The 25,381-nt window shown below is 69.0% G+C and carries 23 protein-coding genes and 1 pseudogene; 7 read left to right on the forward strand and 17 right to left on the reverse strand.

All coding sequences use genetic code 11. From position 1 onward, the window contains the following. Positions 1-317: 317 nt before the first annotated feature. A complete protein-coding gene (locus tag PO605_RS19320) occupies positions 318-683 on the forward strand; it encodes a winged helix-turn-helix domain-containing protein (protein WP_016446251.1) in 366 nt (121 codons plus the stop codon). Further along, positions 680-1,174 (forward strand): tRNA (N6-threonylcarbamoyladenosine(37)-N6)-methyltransferase TrmO, encoded by a 495-nt coding sequence (gene tsaA, locus PO605_RS19325; protein WP_047474361.1) that lies wholly within the window; start codon positions 680-682, stop codon positions 1,172-1,174. Before PO605_RS19320 ends, tsaA begins: the two co-directional genes overlap by 4 nt. A 35-nt stretch (positions 1,175-1,209) precedes the next feature. Here tsaA and PO605_RS19330 read toward each other — a convergent pair whose 3' ends face one another. The 6 genes from PO605_RS19330 to PO605_RS19355 all read right to left on the reverse strand — a co-directional run bounded on the left by PO605_RS19330 (position 1,210) and on the right by PO605_RS19355 (position 9,892). After that, positions 1,210-4,596, reverse strand: coding sequence for an error-prone DNA polymerase (locus PO605_RS19330; RefSeq protein WP_272206755.1), 3,387 nt, complete (start codon positions 4,594-4,596; stop codon positions 1,210-1,212). Continuing rightward, positions 4,589-6,088 (reverse strand): Y-family DNA polymerase, encoded by a 1,500-nt coding sequence (locus tag PO605_RS19335; RefSeq protein WP_272206756.1) that lies wholly within the window; start codon positions 6,086-6,088, stop codon positions 4,589-4,591. Before PO605_RS19335 ends, PO605_RS19330 begins: the two co-directional genes overlap by 8 nt. Positions 6,089-6,094: 6 nt before the next feature. After that, entirely contained in the window at positions 6,095-6,979 is an 885-nt protein-coding gene (imuA, locus tag PO605_RS19340; protein WP_047468345.1) for a translesion DNA synthesis-associated protein ImuA, read from the reverse strand. 91 nt (positions 6,980-7,070) lie between these two features. Beyond that, positions 7,071-8,435, reverse strand: a complete 1,365-nt coding sequence (locus PO605_RS19345; protein ID WP_047468348.1) for an HD-GYP domain-containing protein — start codon at positions 8,433-8,435, stop codon at positions 7,071-7,073. 108 nt (positions 8,436-8,543) lie between these two features. Beyond that, positions 8,544-9,182, reverse strand: coding sequence for a 3-oxoacid CoA-transferase subunit B (locus tag PO605_RS19350; protein ID WP_012206068.1), 639 nt, complete (start codon positions 9,180-9,182; stop codon positions 8,544-8,546). A 2-nt stretch (positions 9,183-9,184) separates the two neighbouring features. Further along, the gene (locus PO605_RS19355; protein ID WP_016446257.1) at positions 9,185-9,892 is read right to left on the reverse strand and encodes a CoA transferase subunit A; all 708 of its coding nucleotides are present in this window, start codon (positions 9,890-9,892) and stop codon (positions 9,185-9,187) included. Between the two features lie 73 nt (positions 9,893-9,965). On the opposite strand from PO605_RS19355, the gene PO605_RS19360 reads away from it, so the two are divergent. Together PO605_RS19360 and PO605_RS19365 are read left to right on the forward strand one after the other, a co-directional pair. Further along, positions 9,966-10,508: a PAS and helix-turn-helix domain-containing protein gene (locus PO605_RS19360; protein WP_016446258.1), complete on the forward strand. Its 543-nt coding sequence runs from the start codon at positions 9,966-9,968 to the stop codon at positions 10,506-10,508. Positions 10,509-10,772: 264 nt separating this feature from the next. After that, positions 10,773-12,224: a catalase gene (locus PO605_RS19365; protein WP_047468360.1), complete on the forward strand. Its 1,452-nt coding sequence runs from the start codon at positions 10,773-10,775 to the stop codon at positions 12,222-12,224. 66 nt (positions 12,225-12,290) lie between these two features. Here the strand turns inward: PO605_RS19365 and PO605_RS19370 are convergent, their stop codons facing one another. After that, positions 12,291-12,731 (reverse strand): nuclear transport factor 2 family protein, encoded by a 441-nt coding sequence (locus PO605_RS19370; protein WP_016446260.1) that lies wholly within the window; start codon positions 12,729-12,731, stop codon positions 12,291-12,293. A 47-nt stretch (positions 12,732-12,778) separates the two neighbouring features. Further along, entirely contained in the window at positions 12,779-14,800 is a 2,022-nt protein-coding gene (locus PO605_RS19375) for an NADPH-dependent 2,4-dienoyl-CoA reductase (protein WP_047468363.1), read from the reverse strand. A 160-nt stretch (positions 14,801-14,960) separates the two neighbouring features. Here PO605_RS19375 and PO605_RS19380 point away from each other — a divergent pair, with 160 nt between their 5' ends. After that, entirely contained in the window at positions 14,961-15,500 is a 540-nt protein-coding gene (locus PO605_RS19380; RefSeq protein WP_016446262.1) for a PadR family transcriptional regulator, read from the forward strand. Between the two features lie 57 nt (positions 15,501-15,557). On the opposite strand, the gene PO605_RS19385 is transcribed toward PO605_RS19380, so the two are convergent. The 8 genes and pseudogenes from PO605_RS19385 to PO605_RS19420 all read right to left on the reverse strand — a co-directional run bounded on the left by PO605_RS19385 (position 15,558) and on the right by PO605_RS19420 (position 22,533). After that, positions 15,558-16,481, reverse strand: a complete 924-nt coding sequence (locus PO605_RS19385) for an SMP-30/gluconolactonase/LRE family protein (protein ID WP_047468366.1) — start codon at positions 16,479-16,481, stop codon at positions 15,558-15,560. A 22-nt stretch (positions 16,482-16,503) separates the two neighbouring features. After that, the gene (locus PO605_RS19390) at positions 16,504-17,403 is read right to left on the reverse strand and encodes an amidohydrolase family protein (protein WP_047468370.1); all 900 of its coding nucleotides are present in this window, start codon (positions 17,401-17,403) and stop codon (positions 16,504-16,506) included. A 4-nt stretch (positions 17,404-17,407) separates the two neighbouring features. Further along, positions 17,408-18,364, reverse strand: a complete 957-nt coding sequence (locus PO605_RS19395) for a tripartite tricarboxylate transporter substrate binding protein (protein ID WP_016446265.1) — start codon at positions 18,362-18,364, stop codon at positions 17,408-17,410. 39 nt (positions 18,365-18,403) lie between these two features. Then, positions 18,404-19,408: a Bug family tripartite tricarboxylate transporter substrate binding protein gene (locus PO605_RS19400; RefSeq protein WP_046987107.1), complete on the reverse strand. Its 1,005-nt coding sequence runs from the start codon at positions 19,406-19,408 to the stop codon at positions 18,404-18,406. A gap of 70 nt (positions 19,409-19,478) precedes the next feature. Next, on the reverse strand, positions 19,479-20,411 hold the full coding sequence (locus tag PO605_RS19405; protein WP_047472367.1) for an NAD(P)-dependent oxidoreductase: 933 nt from the start codon (positions 20,409-20,411) through the stop codon (positions 19,479-19,481). Beyond that, on the reverse strand, positions 20,408-21,094 hold the full coding sequence (locus tag PO605_RS19410; protein WP_016451551.1) for a hypothetical protein: 687 nt from the start codon (positions 21,092-21,094) through the stop codon (positions 20,408-20,410). Before PO605_RS19410 ends, PO605_RS19405 begins: the two co-directional genes overlap by 4 nt. A gap of 48 nt (positions 21,095-21,142) precedes the next feature. Further along, positions 21,143-21,436 (reverse strand): annotated as a pseudogene (locus tag PO605_RS19415) (tripartite tricarboxylate transporter substrate-binding protein); the annotation flags it as partial. Between the two features lie 95 nt (positions 21,437-21,531). Further along, complete coding sequence (locus PO605_RS19420; protein WP_047472366.1) at positions 21,532-22,533, reverse strand: Bug family tripartite tricarboxylate transporter substrate binding protein; 1,002 nt, start codon at positions 22,531-22,533, stop codon at positions 21,532-21,534. Between the two features lie 127 nt (positions 22,534-22,660). On the opposite strand from PO605_RS19420, the gene PO605_RS19425 reads away from it, so the two are divergent. After that, entirely contained in the window at positions 22,661-23,449 is a 789-nt protein-coding gene (locus tag PO605_RS19425; RefSeq protein WP_047472365.1) for an IclR family transcriptional regulator, read from the forward strand. Positions 23,450-23,489: 40 nt separating this feature from the next. On the opposite strand, the gene PO605_RS19430 is transcribed toward PO605_RS19425, so the two are convergent. Continuing rightward, complete coding sequence (locus PO605_RS19430; RefSeq protein ID WP_272206757.1) at positions 23,490-24,998, reverse strand: YdgA family protein; 1,509 nt, start codon at positions 24,996-24,998, stop codon at positions 23,490-23,492. A gap of 15 nt (positions 24,999-25,013) precedes the next feature. On the opposite strand from PO605_RS19430, the gene PO605_RS19435 reads away from it, so the two are divergent. Next, positions 25,014-25,355, forward strand: coding sequence for a hypothetical protein (locus PO605_RS19435; protein ID WP_272206758.1), 342 nt, complete (start codon positions 25,014-25,016; stop codon positions 25,353-25,355). The last annotated feature ends 26 nt before the right edge of the window (positions 25,356-25,381 follow it).

The raw sequence follows: 25,381 nt of genomic DNA on the forward strand, positions 1-25,381 counted from the left end.
TGCAGCGCGCCCTGGGAACGCCACGAACGGCCGTCCCCAGGCGCTGGCCAGCAAGACCATGATCACCGCGCGCCTATGTGAGCCGGGGCTTTGGCCTGCGTGCAGTCTGGCAAGAGTGGCAACGCCGACCGTGCGAGCCATCAGTACCATGAGGGCCACAGCCGTTGCGAACGGCGGCGGCGCACAGCGCATATGACCCGCCCCGCTGTAGCAGGCCATGCATTGCGTATTTCCCCTTAGCCCCATCGCGGCGCAGACCGTTGATTTCGCTTAACCTTCGCCGTTAACCCGCTTTTGCCGTGCCCAGCCCTTCTCCCATGTCCTCCAAAGTCCAGTTCCGCCTGCGCGTATACAACGACAGCACCATTGCCATCGGACCCGGCAAGGTGCAGTTGCTCGAATCCATCGCCGAGGCGGGCTCCATCTCGGCCGCAGCCCGTTCGCTGGGCATGTCGTACCGGCGCGCCTGGGTGCTCGTGGACGAGATGAACCGCGCGCTGCAGACGCCGGCCGTCAACACCAGCGCAGGCGGCGCCCATGGCGGCGGCGCCTCGCTCACGGCCACGGGCGAGGCCATCGTCAGGCATTACCGCTCCATAGAAACCACGTCGCGCATGGCGGCTGCGGCCGATATCGCAGCGCTGACGCGTCTGCTCAATCCCCAGGGCACCGCCAGCGCATGAGCGATGCCGCCGCGCAAGCCATAGGCTGCCGCCCCATCGGCCATGTGCGCAGCCGCTTCACCGATCCGGTGGGCATGCCCATACAGACGGCAGGCGCGGCCGACGAGGCAGGCCGCGTGGAGCTGCTGCCCGAGTTCGAGGCCGGGCTGCGCGACATCGAAGGCTTTGACTACCTGATCCTCATCACCCACCTGCACCAGGCCGTGGAAAGGCTGGAAGTCGTGCCCTTCATGGACGACAGCAGCCACGGCGTGTTCGCCACGCGCGCCCCGGCGCGGCCCAACCGGCTGGGCCTGTCCATCGTGCGTCTGGTGCGGCGCGAAGGACTGCTGCTGCATTTCCTGGGCAACGACATGCTCGACGGCACGCCCGTGCTCGACATCAAGCCCTACGTGCCCAGGCTGGACGTGCGCCAGACCGAGCGCATAGGCTGGTTCGGCAAGCGTATCGACCAGATGCCCGACATCCGCGCCGACGCCCGCATGGCCTGAGCCTGCTTCGGCAGCCGCAGCAACGGCAACAGCCCTCAGTGGAAATTGCGGCTCGCCACGCCGGCGCCGCCCAGGCGGCCCAGCCAGCGGCTCATGTCGCGGGCGCGGTGCACGATGAGATGGCGCACGGCGGGCACCTCCTGGCTGGCCTGCTCTGCAGGCACTGACTCGCCGCAGTCCTTGCCGCCGCCCCAGTCCGAGCTGCTTTGCCAGATGCCCTCGACCGCCAGCAGCCGCGCGCCCAGCAAGGGCTCGCCCCAGCGCGTGACGGTATCGGGCCAGACCACCAGGTTGACCGTGCCCGTCTCGTCCTCCAGCGTGATAAAGACCGTGCCCTTGGCCGTGGGCGGGCGCTGGCGCACGGTGACGATGCCGCAGGCCCGCACGCGCATGCCCGCCAGCGTGTCGCGCAGCTCCAGCGCCGTGCGCAGCCCGTGGCGGCGCAGGCGGTCACGCAGCAGGGCCAGCGGATGGCGGCGCAGGCTCAGGCCCGTGGCCGCGTAGTCGAACAGGATTTCCTCGCCCTCGGGCGCGGCGGCCAGTTGCACGGGCGCCTCGTGCACGGGCACGCCCGCGAACAGCGGGGGCTGCACCTGCAGGGCCGCCGCATCCCACATCTGCTGGCGGCGGTGGCCTGACAGGCCCTGCAGCGCATCGGCCGCCGCCAGGGCCTGCAGCTCGGCGCGCTGCAGCCGGGCGCGCAGGGCCAGGTCCTCGGTGCTCCTGAACGGCGCCTGCGCGCGGACCTGGGCCACGCGCTCGCCCGAAGTCTTTGGCAGCTGCGCCACCATGCACAGCCCCAGGCGCACGGCCGGCTGCGGCAGCTCGACGCCGGCAATGCGCTCGTGCGGCGCCTCCAGCGTGCAGTCCCAGTCGCTGTGGCGCACATCGACGGGCAGCACGCGCACGCCGTGGCGGCGCGCATCCTGGATCAGTTGCGAGGGGGTGTAGAAGCCCATGGGCTGGGCATTGAGCAAGGCCATGAGAAAACAGGCCGGCTCATGGCGCTTGAGCCAGGCGCTGGCATAGGCCAGCATGGCGAAGCTGTAGGCATGGCTTTCTGGGAAGCCGTATTCGCCGAAGCCCAGCATCTGGCGGAAGATGGCCTGGGCAAATTCGGCGCTGTAGCCGTTGGCCAGCATGCCGTCTATCAACGGACGCTCGAAGCGGTGCACGCCGCCCTTGCGCCGCCAGGCCGCCATGGAGCGGCGCAGCTCGTCGGCATCGCCCGCCGAGAAGTTCGCCGCGATCATGGCGATCTGCATCACCTGCTCCTGAAAAATGGGCACGCCCAGCGTGCGCTTGAGCGCCTTCTCGAGCGCAGGCTTTTCCAGAACCAGCTCGCCGCCCTGCCGCCGACGCTCGCGCGCCTGAAGATAGGGATGGACCATGCCGCCCTGTATGGGGCCGGGCCGCACGATGGCGACCTCGACCACCAGGTCGTAGAACTCGCGCGGCTGCAGCCGGGGCAGCATGCTCATCTGCGCCCGGCTCTCGATCTGGAAGGTGCCCACGGTGTCGGCGCGGCAGATCATGTCGTAGGTGGCCGGGTCGTCCTTGGGGATGTCGGCCAGCTCCCAGCGCGGGCCGCGCAGCGCGGCGCGCGCGTGCAGGCTGCCGCGCAGCACGGTGAGCATGCCCAGGGCCAGCACATCGACCTTGAGCAGCTTCATGGTGTCCAGATCGTCCTTGTCCCACTGGATGACCGAGCGGCCCTCCATGGCGGCCGGCTCCACGGGCACCAGCCGCGTCAGCGGCCCGTCGGTCAGCACAAATCCGCCCACATGCTGGCTCAGGTGGCGCGGGCTGTCGCGCAGCTGCAAGGCCAGCTCCAGCCACAGCCGCGCACGCTGGGGCGACAGTTGCGGGCAGTCGTCGCCCAGCCGCTCGCGCAGCCGGGCCAGGCGCAGCAGCTTGGAGCGCACCCAGCCCAGGGCGGGGTCATCGGGTTCGGGTTCCGGCTCGGCCGCTTCGTCCTCGGCATCGCTGAACCAGTGGTGCTGCCGGGCCATGGCGTCGATCAGCGCCGCATCCACGCCCAGGGCCTTGCCCGCATCGCGCAGCGCACCGCGCGTGCGCCAGCAGCTGACCACGGCCGTCAGCGCCGCACGGCCGCGGCCGTATTTTTCGTAGATGTACTGGATGACGGTCTCGCGCCGCGCGTGCTCGAAGTCCACGTCGATATCTGGGGGCTCGCTGCGCTCGCGGCTGATGAAGCGCGCCATCAGCAGCGTGGTCTTGTTCGGGTCCACGGCCGTGATGCCCAGGCAATAGCAGACGGCCGAGTTCGCGGCCGAACCGCGCCCCTGGCACAGGATGCCTTCGCTGCGCGCATAGCGCACGATGTCGTGCACGGTGAGAAAGTACATCTCGTAGCGGCATTCGGCGATCAGCTCCAGCTCATCCTTCAACTGCTTGGCGACCGATTCGGGAATGCCTTGCGGATAGCGCCCCGCCGCTCCCTGCCAGGTATGCCAGGCCAGGGTCTGGCGCGCGTCCATGCCGGGCAGCACGCTTTCCTGCGGATAGTGGTAGCTGATCTCACTGAGCTTGAAATCGCAGCGCGCGGCAATCTGCAAGGTTGCATCCAGCATGGCGCGCGGATAGATGCCGCCCAGCCGCAAGCGTGAGCGCAGATGGCGCTCGGCATTGGGATGCAGCTCGAAGCCGCATTCGGCCACCGTGCAGCCCAGGCGCAGCGCCGTCACCAGGTCCTGCAGCGGCTTGCGCGAGCGCGCATGCATGTGCACGTCGCCGCATGCCACGCAGGACAGGCCCATTAACCCTGCCACGTCCTGCAGGCTTTGCAGCCACAGGCTGTCGTCGGGCGCCAGCAGCAGCTCCACGCCCAGCCAGCAGCCCGGCCCCAGCTGCGCCACGGCGGCCTGCACGGCCTGGGCGATGGCGGGCACATCGCCGGCTGGAAGCAGCGCACGCTGTGGCAGGACGATGCATTCGCAGCCTTCACGCAGCAGATGCCAGGGGCTGTCGGCATCGACCAGGTACCGGCCCTTTTCGGCACGGGCGCGCGCTGCGCTGATGAACTCGCAGAGGTTGCCCCAGCCGTTCAGATCGCGCGCCAGCGCCACCACGCGCAGCGGCCCCCTGGCGAATTCGCTGCCATGGATCAGCGCCATCTCGCAGTCGCGTGCAGCCTCGAAGGCCCGCACGGCGCCGGCCACCGAGCATTCGTCGGTCAGGGCCAGCGCCTGGTAGCCCAGGGCCTTGGCGCGCTGCACCAGTTGGGCCGGCGAAGAGGCGCCGCGCAGAAAGCTGAAGTTCGACAGGCAGTGCAGCTCCGCATAGCCGGGCAGGCCCGGGCCAGATGCCATGCCGGACACCGGCCCGGTGGCCTGGGGCGGGGGCTGCAGCCGCTGCAGCTGCGGGGGCGGCGGCTCCAGCAGGATGTCCTGTTCAGCCATAGATGCCTTGCGCAAACCAGGCGGCGGGCGACAGCAGGGCCGGCATGCCTGGCAGCCGTTCCGATGCAGGCGCGCGCTCGCGGTAGATCCAGACATGGCCGACAGCCGCGTTGCTGGCCACGAAATAGTCACGCACGGCCAGCGCCGCATCGGCCTGCGGCTCTCCCCACCAGCCGGCCTCCAGCCGATAGGGGCCGGCCAGCAATTGCAGCGGCCCCTGCCAGCAAGGGCGGCTGCCCTGCAGGAGCAGGGGCTGGGGCGGATCAAGCAGCCAGGGCGGCAGCAGGCCCTGCCAGGGGTTGGCCGCCTTGCGCGCGTGCGCGGGCCGCCGCGGTGCCTGCGGGGTCTGCAGGGCCTCGCAGGCCGGGGTCCAGCGCTGCATGGCCTCGGGCCGGTGGTCCGATTGCAGCTGCGCCACCCGTACGCCCTGCGCACCACGGCGGGCCGAGACGCGCTCCACCCATTCATGCCAGGCCATGCCGCTGGCCACGTCTGTCGCGCCTGCCGCCTCGCCCAGCGGCGCCGGACCGGGCGCGGCCGGTGGCAGGCAACTGCCGGCATCGGCCGCGAAAGGCGCGGTGTCCAGCGCCACCAGCTCCAGCATGTCCGCAGGCGCGCGCCAGGGCGTGCGGGCCAGGCGTTCGCGCAGCAGGCGCTCCATGTGCTCCAGCGCCTGGGCGGGCCGGGCCGTGCGGATGTCCAGCGCTTCCCAGGCCGGCAGCTGCGTGCCGTCCACGCGCCGCAGATCGTGGTGCCAGCGCAGTTGCAGGCCCAGCACGCCCTGGTGGCGGGCCTGCAGCCAGGCCTGCAGCGCACGCAGCAGGGGCCGGGCGGCCTGCAGCAGGGCCTGGGCGTCGCTGGCCGGATAGCCCAGGTCGGCGCGCAATGCAAAGTGTTCGGGCAGCTCCAGCCAGTCCAGCGCATGGGGGCTGCTGCCATAGGCCTGGTCCAGCGCCAGCAGCGCCGGCAGCCCGATGCGCCGTGCCAGGCCCGCGCGCGGCAGGGCGCGCAGCTCGCCCCAGCGGCGGCAGCCCATGCGCTCCAGGGCCGGCGCATGGGGTTCGAGCGCGGGCAGGGTCCAGATCGGCAGGGCATCGGCAGGCGGCCAGGGCTGGCGCGAATCCGTGCCCTGCATGCGCCAGCGCAGCCGGGCCAGCGCCTGCCAGGCCGTGGCGGCCCGGGCCCAGACCGGCATCTGCGGGCTGCCTGCCTGCCATGTGTCAGGCTGCTGTTCACGCAGAGCGCGCAGCAGGCCCAGCAGCATGGACTGGCGGCCGCCCCACAGGCGCTCCACGCTGCCCACCTCCATCAGCGCCACGGCCTGCCCTGCGCCCTGCCAGACGGCCACGCGCGGCGTCCAGCGCAGGGCCCACCAGGCCTGCTGCGCGCAGGCACTGCCTTTGCCATCACTGTCGCCGTTGCCCTGGCCATCGCCCTGCGCGGCATGCAGCGGCCAGGCAATCCAGTGCAGTGCTTGATTCGGCTGTGCCATGGCATCTCATCCCAGGGTGTGCGCTGCCGCCTGCAGGGCGGGCGCCTCGGCGGGCAGCAGTTGCCCGTGTCCATGAAGCCAGCGCTGCGCCTCGCCCGCCTGCCGGGTGCGCCGCTGGGCCTGGGCCTGCAGCACGTCCTGCCAGGCCCAGTGGTGCAGCGGCAGTTTCAAGGGATGCTCCAGCGCAGGCCCCCGGCGCTTGAGCAACTGCACGCGCAGGCAGGCTGGCGTGCCGCCTTCGCCCGGCTCCCCCAACTCTGTCTCCACGCGCAGCCGCAGCGGCGCAGGCGAGGCCACCGTCTGCAGGGCGGCCGAGGCCTCGCGCCACAGCCACAGAATGCGCCCCTGCGCAGCGGCCGCCCATTGCAGCCGGCGCAGCGTGGCCATGGGCAGACCGGCCGGCAGCCAGGCCAGCACGGCCAGCACGTCGCGGCAGCGCAGTGCCTGCTCACAGACCCAGGCCAGCCCTGCCCCATCGCCTGCCGGGTGGGCGCCGGGGTGGGTGCCGGGGTGGGTATCGGCCTCCACGCAGCACAGCCGGTGCGCCGCCACGCCCGCCGCTTCCAGTCCCGGTGCAAAAGGCCTGCAAGGCGGTGCCACCAGCACCACCTGGCCCGCGCTGCGCTGCATCAGGGCCGCCAGACCCGGCAACAGCAGCGGCCATTCGGCATGGCCATGGGCGGGCTGCAGCAGCTCGACCATCGCGCCCAGCGGCCAGCCCCCGCCCGGCAATTGCGCATCCAGCAGCGCATGGCCCGAAGGCTGGACGCGCTGCTGCAGCGCCTGCTGCCAGCCATCGCCACGCCACACGCCCTGCAACTGAGGCAGCACACGCGCCGCGCCCGCCATGGGGGCGGGCTGCGCAGGTTGGGAGGCGTGGGGCGTGGTCATGGGGAAAATCTCAAATACTGTATTAATATACAGCACTCTTGATTTCCAAGAGATCCACGGATGTAAAAAAAGCCGGGCAAGCCCGGCTGTCTCAGTGCGCAGCTGTTGCCGCTGCCCCACCCGGCGGCGGCGTGGCGTCGATCTGCATGCAGGCTTCGCACCATTGCGCGACCGCCGTGTCCACGGCGTGGGTGCGGGCGTTGATGGCGGGCCAGCGGCGCAGGCAGGCGTTGACGATGGCCTGCAGCTGCCACAGGGCCTCGCGGCTGAGCAGGGCCAGCTCGCTCATGCCCTGCACGTCGTCCTTGAGGTAGGCCAGCAGGTCGGTTTGCTGGTTCGGGTGCAGGCCGGCCTCGGCCAGCTGCTTTTGCAGGCTGCCGATGCTGGAGTCGATGTAGACGGCCGCCTGGTGGTCGGGCATGGCCTGCCAGCGCTCGGGAAAGGCCTGGCTGAACGTGTTCCACATCTGGAAGGCGGCCGACAGCGCTGCCACGCTGTGCGTGACCTCGGCCTGCAGCGGCGGCAGCGGCGTGCCCGGCGAGATCTCGTCGTACAGCAGCGGCAGCAGGATGCCGACCAGATCGGCCGGATAGCGGCGGTGGTTCATGCGCAGCATCAGCGACAGGCGCTGGCCGGGCAGGTCCTGGAATTTGTCGAAGAAGGCCGAGACCACCTCGGCCAGCAACAGGATGCGGCCCATTTTGGAGATGGCTTCGCCATGCACGCCGCGCGGATAGCCCGTGCCGTCCATGCGCTCGTGGTGCTCGAGCACGGCCATTTCCACGTCCTGCGAATACGCGCCCGCGCCCCGCATGATGAGCATGCCCGTGACCGAGTGCGCCACCAGGTGCTTGCGCTCGGCGCCCGTGAGCCGGTAGTTGGGGTCGGTCCAGGCCGGGTCCATGTAGAGCATGCCCACATCGTGCAGCAGGGCCGCCGTGGCCAGCGGGCCGCATTCACGCTCGCTCCATTCGCTTTGCAGCGCCAGGTAGACGGCCACCAGCATCATCTGCAGGCTGTGGGCGAACAGCTCGGGGCGCTGCTCGCGCATGACCGTGAGCTTGAAGGCGATCTGCGGCGGCAGCACCATCAGGCGCAGCGGCGCCAGCAGCCGGTCCGTGCCGCCCAGCGACTGCACCAGGCGGCGCATCAGGTCCACGGTCTCGCACTGCACCATGGCCTGGGCCTCGATGGCCAGCACGTCCACGCGGTTGTCAACGCCCAGGTGCTTGTCGATGGGGTCGCGCAGCTTGTGCTTGACCAGGCGCTCGTACATGTTGCTGTCGATGCGCGCGCCCTTGTCCACGAGCTTGACACCCTTGTCGTTGAAGATGGGCTCGCCGGTCACCACGTTGCAATGCTCGGCCATGTCGGTGACGGCGCGCAGGAAATGCACGCCCTCGTCCTTCCATCCCTGCGCTGTCGGTGGATTGCGCACGGCCGCGACATCCGTCATAGAGGCTCCCATTGGCTCGAAATCTGAAATATAAGCAAAAGAGCCCGCGCAAGGCGGGCTCTCGTCGCGCAGGCCTGCACCAGGCAGGCACTGCACAGCACGGCAACATCAGCGAATCAGCGTCACGCCGGTCTTGGACTGGATGTCCTCGAAGCTCACTTCGGGGGCCAGTTCCACGAGCTTCAGGCCCTGCGGCGTCACGTCCATCACTCCCAGGTCGGTGATGATACGGTCCACCACGCCCACGCCGGTCAAAGGCAGAGTGCAGGCGGGAAGAATTTTGAGGTCGGTCGTGCCGTCCTTCTTCTTTGCCACATGCTCCATGAGCACGATGACGCGCTTGACGCCCGCCACCAGGTCCATGGCGCCGCCCATGCCCTTGACCATCTTGCCGGGGATCATCCAGTTGGCCAGGTCGCCCTTCTCGGACACCTGCATGGCGCCCAGGATGGACAGGTTGATCTTGCCGCCGCGGATCATGGCGAACGACTGGTCGCTGCCGAAGATGGACGAGCCGGCAATCGTCGTCACGGTCTGCTTGCCGGCGTTGATCAGGTCGGCGTCCACGGCATCCTCGGTCGGGAAGGGGCCGATGCCCAGCATGCCGTTCTCCGACTGCAGCCACACTTCCTTGTCACCCGTGTGGTTGGCCACCAGGGTGGGAATGCCGATGCCCAGGTTGACGTAGAAGCCGTCTTCGAGTTCTTGGGCCGCGCGGGCGGCCATCTGGTCTTGGGTCCACGGCATGGTCAGGCTCCTTGTTTTTCTGTGATGGTGCGCTTTTCGATGCGCTTTTCGGGGTTCGGGTTGTGCACGATGCGGTGCACGTAGATGCCGGGCAGGTGGATGTCGTCCGGTGCGATCTCGCCGACCTCGACCACCTCCTCCACTTCCACGATGCAGACCTTGCCGGCCGTGGCGGCGGCAGGGTTGAAGTTGCGCGCCGTCAGGCGGAACTGCAGGTTGCCGCTCTTGTCGGCACGGTGGGCCTTGACCAGGGAGACATCGGGCACGAGCGAGCGCTCCATCACATAGGTCTCGCCGTCGAACTCGCGCAGCTCCTTGCCCTCGGCCACCATGGTGCCCACGCCGGTCTTGGTGAAGAAGGCGGGAATGCCGGCGCCGCCTGCGCGCAGCTTCTCGGCCAGCGTGCCCTGGGGCGTGAATTCCAGCTCCAGCTCGCCGGCCAGGTACTGGCGCTCGAACTCCTTGTTCTCGCCCACATACGACGAGATCATCTTCTTGATCTGGCGCGTCTCCAGCAGCTTGCCCAGGCCAAAGCCGTCCACGCCCGCGTTGTTGGAAATCACCGTCAGGCCCTTGACGCCGCTGTCACGCAGCGCGTCGATCAGGGCCTCGGGAATGCCGCACAGGCCGAAGCCTCCCACAGCCAGCAATTGCCCGTCGGCCACGACGCCCTGGAGCGCCTGCTCCGCAGAGGGGTAGAGCTTTTTCACACATGTCTCCTTCAGATTGGATGCGCTACGATACTACGTACTTGCATAAGTAGTTTTTCGTAAAGATTTGCCCATGGATATAGATTACAGGCTGGCGTTCGAGGCCGCCCCCGTCGGTCTCGTGATCTCGCGCAACCGCACCATGATCGACTGCAACCGCCAGGTCTGCGAGATGTTCGAGGCCTCGCGCGAGGTGCTGATCGGCCAGACCTTCCAGATCCTCTACCCCAGCGCCGACGAGTATGAGCGGCTGGGCGCGCGCATCGCGCCCATTCTCAATGCAAGGGGCTTTTATTCGGACAACCGCATCATGAAGCGCGCCAACGGCGAAACGTTCTGGTGCCATGTCACGGGCCGCACGCTGGACCGCAGCGACCCGCATGCCTCGGGCATCTGGAGCTTCGAGGACCTCAGCGCCCAGCGCCCCGTCAAGGCCGAACTCACGGGGCGCGAGCGCGAGGTGGCCGCCCGCCTGCTGGAAGGCCTGACCTCCAAGGAAATCGGCCGCGCCCTGGCCATCAGCCACCGCACGGTGGAGATCTACCGCGCACGGCTGATGCGCAAGTACGGCGCCTCCACGGCCGCCGATCTGGTCCACAAGCTGGTCTCTGGCTGACAGGGCGACGGCCTACACGGGCCGTATCCGCCCGCGCAACACAATGCCTTGGCAAAAAGCATGCCCGGCACGACGCAGGCGGGGTGCGGTGAAATTTTTTGGCTATGGCGCAGTTGAGATTTGCCAATCGCCAAAGCCTTGCCGCATCCATAGAACGAAACAACAATAAAAGCAATTCGATAGCACGCAGCTATTGATTTTCCAAGCGCCGCGCTGCCTGCGTGCAAGCCGGCGCCGCTACCACCCCTCGATCAAGGAGAGACCATGACCCACAAGCTCACCACCGCCGCAGGTGCCCCGGTTGCCAACAACCAGGACTCGCTCACGGCCGGCCCGCGTGGCCCGATGCTGCTGCAGGACCTGTGGCATCTGGAAAAAATGGCCCACTTCAACCGCGAAGTGATTCCCGAGCGCCGCATGCACGCCAAGGGCTCGGGCGCCTTCGGCACCTTCACCGTGACGGGTGACATCACGCGCTACACCCGCGCCAAGGTGTTCTCCGACATCGGCAAGCAGACCGAAGTGTTCGCGCGCTTTTCCACCGTGGCCGGCGAGCGCGGCGCGGCCGACGCCGAGCGCGATATCCGTGGCTTCGCCGTCAAGCTCTATACCGAGGAAGGCAACTGGGACCTGGTGGGCAACAACACGCCGGTGTTCTTCTTCCGCGACCCGCTCAAGTTCCCGGACCTGAACAAGGCCGTCAAGCGCGACCCCTACACCAACCTGCGCTCGCCCGAGAACAACTGGGACTTCTGGACCGGCCTGCCCGAGGCGCTGCACCAGATCACCATCGTCATGAGCGACCGGGGCATTCCGCGCGGCTACCGCCACATGCATGGCTTCGGCTCGCATACCTACAGCTTCATCAACGCCAGCAACGAGCGCCACTGGGTCAAGTTCCACTGGGTCTGCCAGCAGGGCATCGAGAACTTCACCGATTCCGAGGCGGCCTCCGTCGTCGCCTCCGACCGTGAAAGCAGCCAGCGCGACCTGCTCGAGGCCATCGAGCGCGGCGAGTTCCCGCGCTGGAAGCTGTGCGTGCAGATCATGCCCGAGCATGAAGCCGAGACCTACCGCTTCCACCCCTTCGACCTGACCAAGGTCTGGAGCAAGAAGGACTACCCGCTGATCGAAGTGGGCGTGATGGAGCTCAACCGCAACCCGCGCAACTACCACGCCGATGTGGAGCAGGCCTCGTTCACGCCGGCCAACCTGGTGCCGGGCATCGGCCCCTCGCCCGACCGCATGCTGCAGTCGCGCCTGTTCTCGTACGGCGATGCCGCGCGCTACCGCCTGGGTGTGAACCACCACCAGATCCCCGTGAACGCGCCGCGCTGCCCCTACCACGCCTACCACCGCGATGGCGCCATGCGCGTGGACGGCAACTACGGCGGCACCATCGCCTACGAGCCCAACACCAAGGGCGAGTGGCAGGAGCAGCCGGCCTTCGCCGAGCCGCCGCTGGCCCTCAACGGCGCGGCCGACCGCTGGAACTACCGCGAGGACGATGCCGACTACTTCACCCAGCCCGGCGACCTGTTCCGCCTGCTCACGCCCGATGCGCAGCAGCGCCTGTTCGAGAACACGGCGCGCAACATCGCCGGTGTGTCCGAGCACATCGTGCAAAAGCACATAGCGCACTGCACCCAGGCCGACCCGGCCTACGGCAAGGGCGTGGCCGATGCCATCGCCCGCCAGAAGGCCGGCACGCTCTGACCGGCTGACGCCCACGGCAAAACGCCCCCGAAACTTCGGGGGCGTTTTTCATGGCGCGCCCTGCCCTCAGGCCACGGCCTTGAAGGCGGGAAGCTTGTCGCCCAGCCGCTTGCCCATCTCCGTGCCCAGGGCCTGCAGGCCGCTCATGGGGCGCACCATGACCTCGAATTCCCGGATCAGCCCCTGCTCGTCGAAGCGGATGAAGTCGATGCCCTTGAGGTTCTTGCCACCCACGCTGGCGCTGAACTCCAGCACCACGTCCAGGCCGTCATCGCTGGCCATCTGGCGGTGGTAGGTGAAGTTCTCGAACACCTGGACCACGGTGGACAGCGCCAGCATCAGCGCGGCTGCCGAGGCATAGGGCGTGTTGGCCATGGGCGAGCGGAACACTGCGTCGGGATGGACGATGGTGTGCAGCTCTCCCAGGTCGCTGGCGGCAACCATGCGATGCCACAGCTCCAGGGAGCGGGCGACTGCGGGATGGGCGTTCTTCGGGGGCTGGGACATGCTTGTCTCCTGGTGGTTGAGGTGGAAAACGGAATCGGGCGGCGCCCTCAAAGGCTGGCCGCCAGCGTGGTGCCTTGCAGAATGGCGCGCTTGGCGTCGAGTTCGGCCGCCACGTCGGCGCCGCCGATCAGGTGCACGCTGCAGCCCGCCGCGCTCAGGGCCGCATGCAGCTCGCGCTGCGGCTCCTGGCCCGCGCAGAGCACGACGTTGTCCACCTCCAGCAGTTGCGGCTGGCCGTCCACGGTGATGTGCAGCCCGGCGTCGTCGATGCGCTCATAGGCCACGCCCGAGCCCATGGCCACGCTGCGTGCCTTCAGCGAGGTGCGGTGTATCCAGCCCGTGGTCTTGCCCAGCTGGTCGCCCACCTTGGTGGACTTGCGCTGCAGCAGGTGCACGCGGCGCGGCGAGGGCTCGGCCTGCGGCTGCGCCAGGCCGCCGGCCTGGGCGTAGTCCGTGTCTATGCCCCACTCCGCATAGAACTTGCGGGGCGCCACGGCGCCGCTGTCGTCGGCATGGGTCAGGTACTCGGCCACATCGAAACCGATGCCGCCCGCGCCGATGATGGCCACGCGCTCGCCCACGGGCCTGTCGCCCTGCAGCACGTCCAGGTAGCCGAGGACCTTGGGATGGTCCACGCCGTCGATGGCGGGAACGCGCGGCCGTATGCCCGTGGCCAGCACGATCTCGTCATAGCCGCCCTCGATGAGCTGGGCAGCCTCCACGCGGTGGCCCAGTCGCAGCGCCACGCCGCCCAGCTCCAGCTGGCGGCGGAAGTAGCGCAGCGTCTCGTGGAACTCCTCCTTGCCGGGCACCTTCTTGGCAATGTTGAACTGCCCGCCGATCTCGCTGGCCGCATCGAACAGCGTCACCGCATGGCCGCGCTGCGCGGCGGTGACGGCAAAGCTCAGGCCCGCCGGGCCGGCGCCCACCACGGCGATGCGCTTGGCGGCGGGCGCGGGCGCAATCACCAGCTCGGTCTCATGGCAGGCGCGCGGGTTGACCAGGCAGGAGGTGATCTTGCCGCCAAAGGTATGGTCCAGGCAGGCCTGGTTGCAGGCAATGCAGGTGTTGATCTCGTTGGCCCGGCCCTGGCGCGCCTTGCGCACGAAGTCGCCATCGGCCAGCAGCGGCCGGGCCATGGAGACCATGTCGGCATAGCCCTCGGCCAGCAGGCGCTCGGCCACTTCGGGCGTGTTGATGCGGTTGGAGGTGATCAGCGGGATGTCCACCTGCCCCATCACGCGCTGCGTGACCCAGGCATAGGCGGCGCGCGGCACCTTGGTGGCAATGGTGGGGATGCGCGCCTCGTGCCAGCCTATGCCCGTGTTCAGCAGCGTGGCGCCCGCGGCCTCGATGGCCTGGGCCAGCGCGATCACTTCCTCCAGCGTGGAGCCGCCTTCCACCAGGTCCAGCATGGACAGGCGGTAGATGATGATGAAGTCCCGCCCCACGCGCTGGCGCGTGCGCCGCACGATCTCCACCGCAAAGCGCATGCGGCCCGCGTAGCTGCCGCCCCATTCGTCATCGCGGTGGTTGGTGCGCGCCGCAATGAACTCGTTGATCAGGTAGCCCTCGGAGCCCATGATCTCCACGCCGTCGTAGCCCGCATGCCGGGCCAGGGCTGCGCAGCGCACGAAGTCCTCGATGGTCTGCTCCACCTCGTCGCCCGTCAGCGCATGCGGCACGAAGGGGTTGATGGGCGCCTGCAGCGCGCTGGGCGCCACCAGCCCGGGCTGGTAGGCATAGCGGCCGAAGTGCAGGATCTGCATGGCGATCTTGCCGCCCTCGGCATGAACGGCCTGCGTGACGATGCGGTGCTGGTCCGCCTCGTGCTCATTGACCATCATGGCGCCGCCCTTCATGGGCCGGCCGCGCTCATTGGGGGCGATGCCGCCCGTGACGATCAAGCCCACCTCGCCGCGCGCGCGCTCGGCGTAGAAGGCGGCCATGCGCTCGAAGCCGTTGGGCGCCTCCTCCAGGCCCACGTGCATGGAACCCATGAGCACGCGGTTTCTGAGCGTGGTGAAGCCCAGGTCCAGTTCGGCATTCAGGTGGGGGTAGTGGGTCATGCCTGTCTCGCTTTTTTATGCAACTGATTGCATGAATGTAGTCAGCCTCCTTTATTTATGCAACTGGTTGCGCAAAAAATTGCAGAAATGACTGCAGCGCTTGGCCGCACCTCCATGCAGGCCCGTAAGATGGCGCCCAGCGCCAGTCCCTTTGTTGCCGATGTCCCTGCCACACGCCCTTCTCACCGCCTTGGTCGAGCACCCCTGCTCGGGCTCGGAACTTGCCGAGCGCTTCGACCGCTCCATCGGCTATTTCTGGAATGCCACGCACCAGCAGATCTACCGCGAACTCGCCCGGCTGGAAGAGGCGCAATGGATCGAGGCCCTGCCCGCCGAATCCGGCCGGGGCCGCAAGCGCCAGTACCGCATCCTGCCCACGGGCCGCAAGGAGCTCAAGCGCTGGGTGGCCGAGCAGGAAGACCCCAAGCCGCTGCGCGAGGAATGGATGGTCCGCCTGCGTGCCGAGGCGGTGGTGGGGCCCTGCGGACTGCAGGACGAAGTGCAACGGCTGCTGGCACTGCACCAGGCGCAGCTGGACGTCTACCAGCGCCTGGAGCAGCGCGACTTCCTGGACAAGCCGCCCACGCGCGAGCGGCGGCTGCAGCACCTGGTGCTCAAGGCCGGCATACAGCAGGAGCAGCTGTGGATAGGCCTGCTGCAGGAAGCCCGGGAGATCCTGGACATGCCGGCCAGGCCCTGAGGAACGGTTGCGACGACTGAGACTGCCGAGACGGCTGAGAAGGTCGCGACGGCCGCCTCAGCCCTTGTTCAAGCCGTGCAGCGCCAGCCCCGGCGCCTCCAGCCGGGCACGCAGAATGCACCCGTGCGTGGAGTCCGTCACATGCAGCGTGCGACGGTCAGCGCCGCCAAAGGCCAGGTTGGTGAGCGAGCTTCCCGGCACGCCACGCAGCACCTGCACGGGCTCGGCGCGGTGGTTGAGCACCCACACCAGGCCCAGGCCCGGGTTGGCCACCAGCAGCCGGCCCTGGTCATCCACGGCCAGCCCGTCGGGCCCGCTGGGGCCGTAGGAGGTGAAGAACTGCCCCACCTTGGCCACGCTGCCATCGGGCAGCAGGGGCACGCGCCAGACGCAGTTGCCGCGCGTCACGGCCAGGTAGAGCACGCGGCCGTCGGGCGACAGCGCCACGCCGTTGGGGCTGGGCACGTTGGCCAGCAGCAGGTCCAGCCGGCCGTCCGGACGCAGGCGGTACAGGCGGCCGCTGGGATCGTGCAGGCCGCTCTGGCCCTGGTCGGTGAAGTAGAGGTTGCCTTCGGCATCGAAGACCAGGTCGTTCACGCCCTTGAAACGCTCGCTGTTGCGCCGCTGCAGATAGGGGCTGACGCGCCCCGTGGCCACCTCCAGGCACATCAGGCCGTTCTTGTAGTCGGTGATCAGCAGCGTGCGCTCGTCAAGGAACTTCATGCCGTTGGGCTCGCCGTCGTACTCGGCCACCAGGGTCCAGGCGCCTTGCGGATCGATGCGGAACACGCGGCCCCAGGGAATGTCGGCCACGTACAGGTTGCCGGCGCCGTCGAACACCGGCCCCTCGAGGAAGGAGTCGGTGACGGCGCCGCCCCGGTTGGCATCGGCCCACTCGCTGCGCTCGGGGCGGCGCAGGGCGTCGGGCATGGCGGTGAACGATTCGAGGTCGCAGACCTGGGGGGCTTGCAGCAGGAACATGGTGCTTGTCTTTCTCGGGATTTCAGGGGATGGCGCTGAAACCGTACAGGCGCGCTGGATTGTCGACCAGGATGCGGTCCATGGCCTCGTCCGTGCCCGCCCAGGCCTGCAGCAGATCGACCAGGTCGGCATCGTCGACGGAGCCCGGCGCCTCGGTGGTGTGCGGCCAGTCGCTGCCCCAGACCAGGCGCTCGGGTGCGGCGCGCACCAGGTCGCGGCCCAGCGGCAGCGTGTCGGCATAGGAGGGGCCGCCCACCGATGAACGCATATAGGCGCCGGAGAGCTTGACCCAGGTGTTGCCGCCATCGAGCAGCCGGCGCAGCGCGGCATGGGCCGCGCCCTCCACGCCCTGCATGCCCGCGGCCGGATCGATGCGACCCAGGTGGTCCACGACCAGGGGCACGGGCAGCGCGCCCAGCACGGGCTCCAGCGCCACCAGCTGTTCGGGCTGCACGAAGACCTGCACATGCCAGCCCAGCCGTGCGACCCGGTGCGCCAGCGTGACCAGCATGTGGGCCGTGGTCTCGCCCCAGGACTGCGGCGAGACAAAGTTCACGCGCAGCCCGCAGACGCGGTGCGTGGCCAGCCGGTCCAGCTCGGCATCGGCCACATCGTGGGCGACCACGACCACGCCGCGCGCATCATCGCCCAGGCGCTCCAGCGCATCCAGCGTGCAGGCGTTGTCCGTGCCATAGGTCGAGGGCGTGACCACCACGGCGCGCGAGGTGCCCAGGCGCCGCTGCAGTTGGCGGTACATGGCCACGTCGGCCTGCGGAGGCGTGCGCGGCCAGTGCGGCGACGGCGCAAAGCGCGCATCGAAGATGTGCATGTGGCTGTCGCAAGCCAGGGGCGGCAGCGTGCGCGCAGGCCGGCTCGTGCCGGCCGAGTGCGGCACGGCCATGGCGATGTCGGTCATGCCCATGCGCTCAGTCCAGCACGATGGCGCCCTTGCGCACCACCTCGCCCCACTTGGCGTCTTCCTTCTGGAGGAAGGCGGCGAACTCGGCCGGCGTCGATGCCATGGGCTGGGCGCCCAGGTCGCTCAGGCGCTGGCGCACCTCGGCTTCCTGCAGCACCTCGGACAGCGCCTGGTGCAGGCGCGCGGCCACGGGCTCGGGCGTGCCCGTGGGCAGGAAGATGCCGTTCCACTCATAGGCCTCGTAGCCGGGAATCACGGTCTCGGACACGGTGGGCACATCGGGCAGGCGGGCCGAGCGCTGGGGCGCCGCCACGGCCAGGGCGCGCAGCTTGCCGCCCGTGACCAGCGGATAGGTGGCCGCCATGGTGCCGAACATGAAGTCCACCTGCCCGCCCATCACATCGGCAATGGCCGGCCCGCCGCTCTTGTAGGGCACATGGACCATGTCCAGCTCCAGCCGCTGGCGGAACAGCTCGGCCGCCAGGCGCTGCACCGTGCCGCTGCCGCCCGAGGCGAAGTTGATCTTGCCCGGCTGCGCCTTGGCCCTGGCCGCCAGGTCGGCCACGCTGCGCACGGGCGAGTCGGCCTTGACCACGACCACATTGGGCATGAGCAGCACCAGCGACAGCGGCTGCAGCGCGCTGCGCGCATAGGGCAGCTTGGCAAACAGATGCGGGTTGATGGAAAACGGCGTGGCGTCGTAGAGCACCGTGTAGCCATCGGCGCGCGCCTTGGCCACCTGGCTGGCGCCAATGGTGCCGCTGGCCCCGGGCCGGTTGTCCACGATGATGCTGGTGCCCAGCCGCGCGCCCATGCGCGTGGCCAGCAGGCGCGCGGCCGCGTCGGCGCCGCCGCCGGGCGCATAGGGCACGACCAGGGTGATGGGACGCTCGGGAAAGGCGGCCTGGGCCACGGCGGCGGCCAGGGCGCAGGCCGCGATCAGGGTTCTGGCAAGGAATTTCATGGCTTGTCTCCAGATTTTTTAGAGGGGGCGGCGGCCGAATCAATCCGCCTTCAGGTTCAGTTCGCGGGCGATCTGCGCATAGGAGGCCGCTTCGCTGGCCACGCGCTGCGCGAAGGCGCTGCCGCAGCTCGACTCGGCATCCATGCCCAGGCCGTGCAGCTTGTCCGCGGCCGATGCACTCTTGGCAAACTCCACGGCCACGCGCTCCAGCGCCTGGGCCGCGCCGTCGGGAATGCCGGCCGGCGCGAGCACGCCGTACCAGACATCGGCCGAGTAGTCGCCGCCACCCGCTTCGGCAAAGGTGGGCACCTGGGGCAGCAGGGACGCGCGTCTGGGCGAAGCCACGGCCAGCGCCGTGAGCTTGCCGCTGCGCACCTGGGGCAGCACCGAGCCCAGCGTGGCGAAGGAGCTGTCGAGCTGGCCGCCCATGAGATCCGTGACCACGGGCGCCGCGCCCTTGTAGGGCACGTGGTTGAGCTTCAGGCCCTTGGCCCGCGCAAACATCTCGGTGGCGAAATGGCCCGAACTGCCCATGCCCGCCGTGCCGGCCGTGACGCTGCCGGGCCGGCTGCGTGCCTGGTCCATGTACTCCTGCAGGTTGCGCGCCGGCATGCCCGGCCCCACGACCAGCACCGTGGGGCTGCTGGCCACCGTGCACAGCGGCCGGAACGAGCGCACCACGTCGAACTTCACGCGGCCCTGGTACAGCGCCGGGATCATGCTGTGGTTGGTGGCGCCGAACAGCAGCGTATAGCCATCGGCCGGCGCGCCAGCCACGGCCTGCGCGGCCAGTATGGTGTTGGCCCCGGGCTTGTTGTCCACCACGAAGGGCTGGCCCAGCGCCTTGCCCGCATGGTCGGCAAAGGCGCGCGCCACCACGTCGGTGGGGCCGCCCGCCGCAAAGCCCACGACCAGCCGCACGGGCTTGGCCGGATAGTCCTTCTGCGCCAGCGCGGGCTGGGCGCCCAGCACGGCCAGCCCCACGGCGGCCAGCAGGCCGCCGCGCAAGGCCAGGCGGCGGACCTCTTGGAAATTCCTCGACATCGCTTGTCTCCTCAAATCACATGCATGCACATGCATGGGCCAAGGGCGCGCACGGCGCCCCTGCCCTGGCTCAGGCGCCGGCCGCCGCAGGCACGCGGGCCAGCACCTCCAGCACATTGCGGGCCGCGCCCACGCCCATGTTCACGTAGGCATCGCCGGTCACGCCGCCGATATGGGGGCTGAGCACGAAGTTCCTTTCGCCCTGGAACGGGTGGCCGGCCACCATGGGCTCCACCGCAAAGCTGTCCAGCCCTGCGGCCGCCACCTGGCCCGAGCGCACGGCGGCCAGCAGCGCGGCCTCGTCGATCAGGCCGCCGCGTGCGGTGTTGACCACGATCACGCCGCGCCTGCAGGCCGCCAGCGTGGAGGCGCCGAGCATGCCCCGGTTTTCCTCGGTCAGCGGGCAGTGCAGCGAAATCGCGTCGGACTCGCGCCAGATGGTTTCCAGGTCCACGGGCTGCACGTAGGCGGGCAGGTTCTTTGCGAAGGGATCGAAGCCGATCACGCGCATGCCCAGCGCATCGGCCATGCGCGCAAAGCGCAGGCCGATGGCGCCCAGCCCCACCAGGCCCACGGTGCGCCCGCCCAGCTCCAGGCTCTTGTGCGTGGCCTTGTCCCAGTGGCCTGCGTGCATGCGGGCGTCCAGCGCCACCACCGACTTGGCGCAGGCCAGCAGCAGCGCGAGTGCCTGCTCGGCCACGGCCGCCGCATTGGCGCCCGCGGCGGCCACCACGGCAATGCCGCGTTCGGCGGCGGCCGCCTTGTCGATGGTGTCCGTGCCGCTGCCGTGCTTGGAGATCACGCGCAGCGAGGGCGCCGCGTCCATCACGGCCGCGCCCACCTTGCCGTAGCGCACGATGATGGCCACGGGATCATGGTCGCGGCACAGCGCGACCAGGTCCTCTTCGGTGGGCGTCTTGCCCGCATAGACGATGTCGTGCCGGGCCAGCAGGTCCAGGGCCTGTGGCGCCAGATCGGCGCCGGTGACGATGACGGTGCTCACAGCGATTCCCCTTCCTTGAGCACGCCGGCCGCGCGCAGGGCCGCGGGCAGCCACTTCGATGCCGTGTCGCCGCGCGCAATGGCCTCGATGCGGGCGGCCTCGTCGGCCACCTTCTTCACGGCCAGCTCCAGCATGGCGGGTGCCTTGGCGCGCTCGATGACGACCACGCCATCGGCATCGCCCACCACCAGGTCGCCCGGGTGAACCGTCGTGCCACCAGCGCAGATGGCGTGGTTGATGCGGCCCGGTACGAACTTGGTAGGGCCTGCGGGATTGAAGCCTGCGCTGAACACGGGGAAGTCCAGCTCCAGCAGCTCCAGCCGGTCGCGGATGGCGCCGTCCACGATGACGCCGGCCAGGCCCAGCTTCTTGCAGGCGCTGAGCATCAGCGTGCCCATCAGCGCGGCGGTCTGGTCGCCCTTGCCGTCGATGACCAGCACGTCGCCGGGCCGGGCCAGCGCGATGGCGGCGTGGATCATGAGGTTGTCGCCGGGACGCACCTCGACGGTGAAGGCCGGGCCGGCCACTTTCATGCCCTGGTGCACGGGCGCCACGCGCGAATGCATGGTGCCGCGGCGGCCCGCCACGTCGGCCAGGATGGCGGCCTGAAAGCCGGCTGCGCGCTGCACGACTTGGGCGTCCACGCGCTCTATGTCACGGATGATTTCTGGGAGTTGGCTCATGATGGTCCAGCGAGATGAGGTGAAGGAAAACAGGAAGATGCAAGCGCGTCAGTCGGCCTTGATGCCGGCCTCGCGGATGAGTTGGGCCCACTTGGCGGAGTCGGATTTCTGCAGCTCGCCCAATTGCCGGGACGTGCCGCCGACCATGCCGGCCTCGGCCATGGTGAGCACGTCAGGCAGGGCCTTCAGGCGCGCCGCCGAGGTCACGGCCAGCGCGGGCGTGTCGCCCTTGTAGGGCACATGGATGAAGCGCACGCCGCCCTGCCTTTGCAGCAGCTCGCCCTGCATCTGCAAGACGGTTCCGCTGCCGCCCGAGGCAAAGGCCAAACGGACGGGCACGGCAAGGCTGTCGCAGTCCATGGCGAGATCTCGATGGAGGAAAGGAAGGGAGGTGGGAGCGAGAAGGAAGCGAAAGGGCTGGCGCCCCTGCCCCGGGCTCAGTCCAGGCTGGCGCCCGAGTCCTTGACGATGCGTGCCCAGCGCGGCACCTCGGCGCGCAGCAGCGCGGCGAACTTCTCGGACGAACCGCCCAGCACCTCGCCGCCTTCGGAGCGCAGCTTCTCGGCCACCTCGGGCACCAGCAGCGCGTCGTTGATGGCCTTGTTCAGCTGCTGCACGATGGCCTGCGGCGTGCCCGCCGGCGCCAGCACGCCGAACCAGGTGACGGCCTCGAAGTCCTTGTAGCCCGACTCGGCCAGCGTGGGCGTCTGCGGCAGCTGGTCAGACCGCTTGAGCGAGGTCACCATCACCGCGCGCAGCTTGCCGTTGCGCACCTGGCCCAGCAGCGTGGGCACGGCCGACATGTAGAAATCGATCTGCCCGCCCACCAGGTCGGTCATGGCCTGGGCTGCGCCCTTGTAGGGCACATGGCGCAGCTTGATGCCGGCCGCGTTCTCGGCCAGTTCGCCGGCCAGGTGCGCCACCGTGCCGTTGCCCGAGTAGCCCAGCGTGAGGCCGTCGGGCTTGGCCTTGGCGGCCTTGACCAGGTCGTCAAAGGTCTTGTAGGGCGAGTTGGCGGGCGCGGCCATCACGATGGGCGCGGAAGACACCAGCGCCACGGGAACCAGATCCTTCAGCGGGTCATAGGGCAGCCTGGCGTACAGCGAGGGGTTGATGGCCAGGTTGCTGGTCTGGCCCATGACCAGGGTATGGCCGTCCGGCGCGGCCTTGGCCACGGCATCCACGCCCAGGTTGCCGCCGGCGCCGGGCCGGTTGTCCACCACCACGGTCCACTTGTTGTGGTCCGCCAGCCGCTGGGCCACGGTGCGCGCAATCATGTCCGTGCCGCCACCGGGCGGAAACGGCACCACCAGGCGGATGGGCTTGCGGGGATAGGTGTCCTGGGCCTGTGCAGCGCCCATGGGCACGATGGCGGCAACGCCGACCAGGGCGGCAAGAAGGCGTGCATTGAGGCAACGCGAAAGCGAGGGAATCGGCATGGCGGTTTGTCTCCGTTTGTTGTGTCCAACGCCCGCATGGCTGCGGTGCGTGGGACGAACTTTATGAAAACGTTTCAACCCATACAATGCCGTTTCATACAGCGCAACCAATTGCATGCCTTGCACCATGAACAAGCCCCCCAGCACCCCTTCCCCGGCGCAGCCACCCGATGACAAGGCCAGCCCGGCCAAGGACGGCGGCGTCATCGCCGTCACGCGTGCCTTGCAGCTGCTTGGCGCCTTCGCCCTCGGGGAGTCGCACCTGTCCCTGGCGGAACTGAGCCGGCGCTGCGCGCTGCACAAGACCACGGTGCTGCGGCTGGCGCGCACGCTGGCGCAGTCGGGCTTCATGGTGCAAAGGGACGATGGGGACTGGCGCCTGGGCCCGGCCGCAGGCTGGCTGGGTGCGCGCTACCAGGCGGGCTTTGATGTGCAGAACGTGCTGGAGCCCGCGCTGCGCGCGCTCACGCAGGCCAGCGGCGAGAGCGCGGCCTTCTATGTGCGCGAAGGCAATGTGCGCACCTGCCTCGTGCGCGTGGAAGGGCCGCAGGCCCTGCGCCACCATGCACGCATGGGCGAGGGGCTGCCGCTGGACCAGGGCTCGCCAGGGCGCGTGATCCTGGCGTTTTCAGGCGAGCCGGGGCCGGTGTACGAGCAGATCCGCCAGCGCGGCTACCACTGGTCCATCGGCGAGCGCGAACAGGGCGTGGCCACGGTGTCGGCGCCGGTGTTCGGCATGCACTGGCGGCTGATGGGATCGGTGTGCATCTCCGGGCCGGCATCGCGCCTGCCCGAGTCCCGGCTGGAAGCCATGGCGCAGACCGTGATGGCGGCGGCCAACCAGCTGTCCTATGCGCTGGCGGGCAGCGCCAGCACACAGGCCCCTGTGGTGCGCGCCAGCCAGTGGCACCCCTGAGAACCCCTTCCGGGGCGACGCCCGGAAGGTGGATGGCCGCTTACTGCAGCGCGCCCATGGGCAGGGCGATGGGCTTGCCGTTGAGCGTGACCTGGCCGGCCTGCATCTTGAGCGCGCTGACCAGCTTGTCGCCTTCCAGGCGGGCATAGCCCGTGGCCTGGGCCATGCCCAGCATGCCTTCCACGTCCTCGGCCGAGACATCGGGCTTGCCCGATGCCTTGAGCAGCGGCTCCAGCCAGGCCTTGGGCAGGCTGGCATTGGCCTGCAGTGCCGAGGTCTTGAGCAGCGCCGGCATCCAGCCGGCCTGGGCGACCTGCTCCTGCGTGGGCGCGCTTTGCACTTCGGCGCCGTACTCCAGGTGGCCGGTCTGGCCCTGGTAGGTGGCCTGCAGCTTCATGGAGTAGGCCGGCAGGGCCGCCACCAGGCGCGGAGCGTTCTGCATCAGCACGCCCATGCCCTGCTCTTCCAGCGATTCCAGCGCCTTGACCAGGCCCTCCTTGCGGTAGCCCTCGACCATGACGCGCTGGAAGCCGCGCAGCGCCTCGATGTCCAGGCGCTGGATCTTTTCCTCGTAGCCCACGGACTCGAAATCGATGGGGCCGATGCGGCCCGTGCCCTTGACCTGGGTGGTCATGCCCAGCGTGGTCTTGTCGGACTCGATGACCGAGCTGCCGTCCACGTTCTTGAGGTCCAGCAGCGTCTTGGCCTCGCCGCCTTCGGCGGGCGTGCTGCTCATGCCGAAGCGGGCGATGCGCACGCTGGCCTTGCCGGGGCCCAGGCCCCACAGGCCGTCGATGACCTTGTTCTCGAAGCTGCTCTCCAGGCCCGTGAGCATGATGCTGGTGCGCTCCACCGGCGCTGCGGCCGGCTGGGTGGGGAGGGCCTCGTCGTTGTCGGATTCCTCCTCCTCGCCCTCTTCCTCTTCCACGCCCATGGACTTGTCGCGGCTGGGCAGGCCCAGCAGGGCCACCTCGGGCCAGCGCCAGGTGCCCTTGACGCTGCCACCGCCCAGGGCCGTGTCCAGCACCATTTCCTGCCAGCGCATGGTGACTTCCTGGTCGCCCAGCTCGCCGGCGGGCAGCAGCAGGCGCACATCCTGGCCGCCCGTGAAGTGGTGCACGCTGGTCAGCGTGGGAGCGACAGCCTTGGCCAGGGTCTGGCGGCTCTTTTCGTCCAGGCCGTCGAGCGCAAAGCGCGTCTCCGACACCGCTGCCGCCAGGCGGCCACCGGCCAGCGGGCCGTGGCGCACCGTGGTGTCCACCACCAGGCGCACGGGCTTGGGGGCGGCTTCTGCGCCGGCGTCTGCAGCGGCGGGCGCATCGGCCTCGCCAGCCGCAGGCCACTGCAGCACCAGCTTGGCCTGGGACGACAGGAATCCCTTGTGGTATTCGTCGGTCACGACGGCCTTCTCGCCCAGCACCTTGCGCAATTCGGCCACGGCATCCTTGTAGCCGGACTCGGCCCTTTGGCCCGTATACCAGGTGGTTCCTCCATAGGCCACGACGGCCAATGCCACGGCAGCAGCCACTGCGGTTTTCTTGTTGCTCATTGTGAATATCCCGTGATGAATAAGACCCTCCCCCTCGGGCGGGCCGCGCGACTGTATCAGTTCGGCGTTTCACCATGCATCGGCAATGGGCTGCGCATTGGCCCGCCTGCACCTTGTGCGGTGGTCCCCTATGGGCGCAAGGCGTTGCCCAGCCCTTGCCAGGCCTTGTCTCCAGCGGCTTTCAAGGATTGGGACCTGGGCATTGCATGCGGGCAGCAGGCATGCGGTTTTTTCAATTGCTTACCTTTTCCGGACACGATTGGCATACCAATTGAATCCATGGAGAACGCTATGTCTCCGCAGATATGGGGCGAATGCACCTTTGCCCTCTTTGCCCTTTTTTGCCGGCTTGCCTGAATGCAGTCCCGAAAGCCAGCAATGAC

The organism is Delftia sp. DT-2 (assembly GCF_028401915.1).
Lineage (GTDB): Bacteria > Pseudomonadota > Gammaproteobacteria > Burkholderiales > Burkholderiaceae_C > Comamonas > Comamonas tsuruhatensis.